The organism is Nitrosomonas sp. GH22, from assembly GCF_009833115.1.
GTDB classification, from domain to species: Bacteria; Pseudomonadota; Gammaproteobacteria; order Burkholderiales; family Nitrosomonadaceae; genus Nitrosomonas; species Nitrosomonas eutropha.
The window spans coordinates 1-3,704 of sequence record NZ_QRCA01000061.1; the positions used below are offsets into that span (position 1 = coordinate 1).

General features: G+C 50.6%; 2 protein-coding genes and 1 pseudogene. All 3 read right to left on the reverse strand.

What is annotated here, in order from left to right; genetic code table 11:
• Positions 1–142: 142 nt before the first annotated feature.
• A complete protein-coding gene (locus ABF86_RS12120; RefSeq protein ID WP_083341463.1) occupies positions 143–1,432 on the reverse strand; it encodes a nitrate/sulfonate/bicarbonate ABC transporter ATP-binding protein in 1,290 nt (429 codons plus the stop codon).
• Between the two features lie 21 nt (positions 1,433–1,453).
• Positions 1,454–3,193: an ABC transporter permease subunit gene (locus ABF86_RS12125; RefSeq protein WP_074685521.1), complete on the reverse strand. Its 1,740-nt coding sequence runs from the start codon at positions 3,191–3,193 to the stop codon at positions 1,454–1,456.
• Positions 3,194–3,218: 25 nt separating this feature from the next.
• Positions 3,219–3,704: pseudogene (locus tag ABF86_RS13005) on the reverse strand (IS5 family transposase); the annotation flags it as partial.

Below are 3,704 nucleotides of genomic sequence, written 5' to 3' on the forward strand. Positions count from 1 at the left end.
TTCTCGCCTTCCAGCGACTAACCCGATAGTCCAAGGCATTTAGCGCTCGTTTCATCCTCCAATTAAGACTATTTTCTCTTAACTGGAGTGTCCGGGTCTATTAGACCATATCAGATCGCAGCAGAAATCAGTCAGCAACTCTTCAAGGATTATCCAGACTGAAGATATGCTTTTCGTCGTCATATGAGAAAATTTCCGCATAACGCCCCAAGGTGATGATGGTTCGCAGAGTTCGCTCAGCGGCTGTTTGTGGCATGTAATCTTCCAGTTCACTTGAAAACCGGCTCCAGGGTGCGCGGTGTGTTGGTCGTTCATCCAGTACGCGCCGGATATGTGCTGCCAGCGCAACATAGGTCAGTAAATGCCAGGCAAACAGGCGTTTGCGCTGATCGGTATCAAATTCCGCGAACTGCAGACCTTCCGTGGTCAGTTTAATATCGCCCCCGACTACTTCGGCAAAACGCAGCATCTGAAGTGTTTCAGCCACTGGAAATAAATCATCAATTTCCATAAGCAGGGAGGATGCAATGACAGGAAGATCCACTTCGCCGTTATAGGGCGGGGCTGCTACGGCTTCAATCAAACCGGAAAGCGAGTTCGAGGTTACAGATGGCAGAATCGTCCCGATTCCCGTACCGGGGAAATATTCTGTGCGTTTGCCGGCAGATGTTGAAACCGCGCGGGTTGTCATCTCCACATAAATGCACTCGACCAGATCGCGAAAGGTGGGATCAAGACGGGCGCGCGGGTGTGGCAGTTCAACCTTGATCTCATTAATAATCCGACCAGGATTGCTGCCAAAAATGAAGATACGGTCACACATCAGCACAGCTTCCTCAATATTGTGGGTAACGAGGATCACGCCCTTGATGGGAAGCTGGCCTTCCGACCAGAGATCAAGAAAATCGGTACGCAGTGTTTCCGCTGTCAGCACATCGAGTGCTGAGAAGGGTTCATCCATGAGCAGGATATTAGGGTGAACGACCAATGCGCGTGCAAAGCCGACACGTTGCCGCATACCACCCGACAATTCACGCGGATAGGCTGATTCAAACCCGTCAAGCCCGATCAGATCAATCGCTTTAATAGCGCGCTGGCGCACTTCATTGATCGGCAACCCTAGTGCCTCCAGACCGAGTTGCACGTTTTCCAGCACGGTAAGCCAGGGAAACAAAGCCGGATTTTGAAAAACCATTGCGACGCCAGGTGGAGGGGCGGTCACTTCGTTGCCAAGATAGATAATCGAGCCTGCCGACGGCGGCGCAAGTCCAGCGATTAAGCGTAACAACGTGGATTTACCGGAACCTGAACGACCCAGCAAGCCGATGATTTCACCTTTGTTAACAGCAAGGTTGATGCCATCAAGCACGAGCAATTCACTGCCATCCGGTTTGCGAAATGATTTGTGAATCTCGTGAATATCTAGCAACACGGTATCGATGTGATTCTCCTTTCACCCTAAACGGAATTTGCGCTCAGCCAATGCATACAGCGGGCGCCAGAACAGGCGATTAATCACGACGACGAACGCGCTCATGACTGCGATCCCGAGTGCGACACGATGAAAATCCCCAGCAACAGTCGCTTCCGTAATATAGGCGCCCAGGCCATGTGCTTGCAATGTAGTACTTCCCCAACTGACTATTTCGGCAACAATGCTGGCGTTCCATGATCCACCCGAGGCAGTAATGGCGCCTGTCACATAAAAAGGAAACACTGCTGGCAGCGCAATGCGTCGCCACCACAACCATCCTCGGACACCAAGATTAGCGCTGATATCGTGCAACTCACCTGGAATAGTTGATGCGCCTGCAATAACGTTGAACAGGATATACCACTGCGTCCCCAGGATCATCAATGGACTCAACCAGATATCTGGATCAAGCTGCAGTACTACGATCCCATACACCGCAGGTGGAAACAGTAGATTAGCTGGGAATGCCGCCATGAATTGGGCAATTGGCTGGGCAATACGCGCTGCGCCTGGCCGCAGTCCAAGCCAGACACCCACCGGTACCCAAATAACACTGGCAACCGCGATCAGCACAAAAACACGCACCATGGTTATAAAACCCAGGAACATGGCCGTTCCTACTTCTGCCAGCGCCACTTCCTGCAAAACAAAGAACGTAATTTTCCATGAAATGATGGCACAAACTACGGTAATTGTTCCATACCACAGCCAATCTATCCACGGCTTCAGGTTTGTTCTTGTTCCTTTCCAGGTAAATGCTTTTTTTCGAGCAGGTTGTTGCGATTTCTGGTAAGTCCATCGCCAGATCCTAGCAAACAAAGCTGTGGTAAACGTTATCCATTGTGAACGATGTAACACAGCCAGCACCCAGGAGTGCGGCGGTGGCATTCCTCTGGCTTCCTGCTCAAAGCGAAAACGATCTGCCCAGGCCACCAACGGCCGGAACAGGAGCTGATCGTAAATCAGGATCACTATCAACATGACTACAATTGCCCAGCCAATCGCGCCAAGATCGCGCTGATCAATCGCCAACGCAATATAAGAGCCGATCCCCGGTAGGGTGACGATCGTATCACCCACACTAATTGCTTCGGATGCCACGACAAAAAACCAGCTGCCCGACATGGACATCATCATGTTCCAGATGAGTGCTGGCATTGCAAAAGGCACTTCCAGCTTCCAGAAACGCATCCATGGACTGAGCCGAAACGAGCGCGATACTTCATCCAGCGCTCTCGGAACCGTGTGCAGTGATTGATAAAAACTGAGCGCCATGTTCCAGGCTTGGCTGGTAAAGATAGCAAAAACTGAAGCCAGTTCGGCACCCAGCATTTTTCCAGGCGCAAAGGACAGGAAGAACACCACCGTAATCGAGATAAAACCCAATATCGGTACCGACTGGAGGATATCGAGTAGCGGGATGAGAATCTGTTCAGCGCGCCGACTCTTGGCCGCCCAGGTTGCATACGTAAAGGTAAAAATCAGCGATAGCACCATTGCCAGCAACATTCTGAGTGATGTTCGCAGTGCGTACTCCGGTAAGGCGGATGGATCAAGACTGATGACATCGTGCCCTGATTCCACCAGAGGTTGCATAAAGTCGCGGCTGGCCTGGGCAAGAAAAACCACCAGACCGAGCACCAGCAATGCAGCAACACCATCCCAGAATAATGCGGAGAAACGACGTGACCATTTGCTGACAGATAAACGTTGCATCATTTCTGATTGATCCTAGATAGTATAGTCACAAGATACCTGTCCGGAGGGCGAGACATCTAATTTGTACGGCGGCAAGGAAAGAAGAGGTATTTTTGGCGTGTTTTATAGCAACGCCACCTTTTGAGATGGAGGAAAGCATTTTCGACGAAATGCCTCAGTTTATACAGCGCTTGATCATAATATCTTTGCGTCTCCCGGTTCTTCTTTGGAGGAATAACAACCTCCATTCCCCGTTTTTCCGCCTGTTCAATAATGGCATTACTGTCATGCCACGATCTGCCAGCAGATGATCTGCATCCATCCCTTCGATCAGGCGGCCAACTTGCGTGCAATCAGCAGTGGTACCTTGTGTAACAAGGATTCTGACCAGCATACCATGCGCATCCACGGCCAGATGTATCTTGGTGTTGAGCTCCCTTTCTCGCCCGATTCATCTCCTGATTATCCCCCCATGCCTCTTCTCTACCTGGTAAATGCTCCTCCAGTAGTGCCCATACCTTATCTGACATAT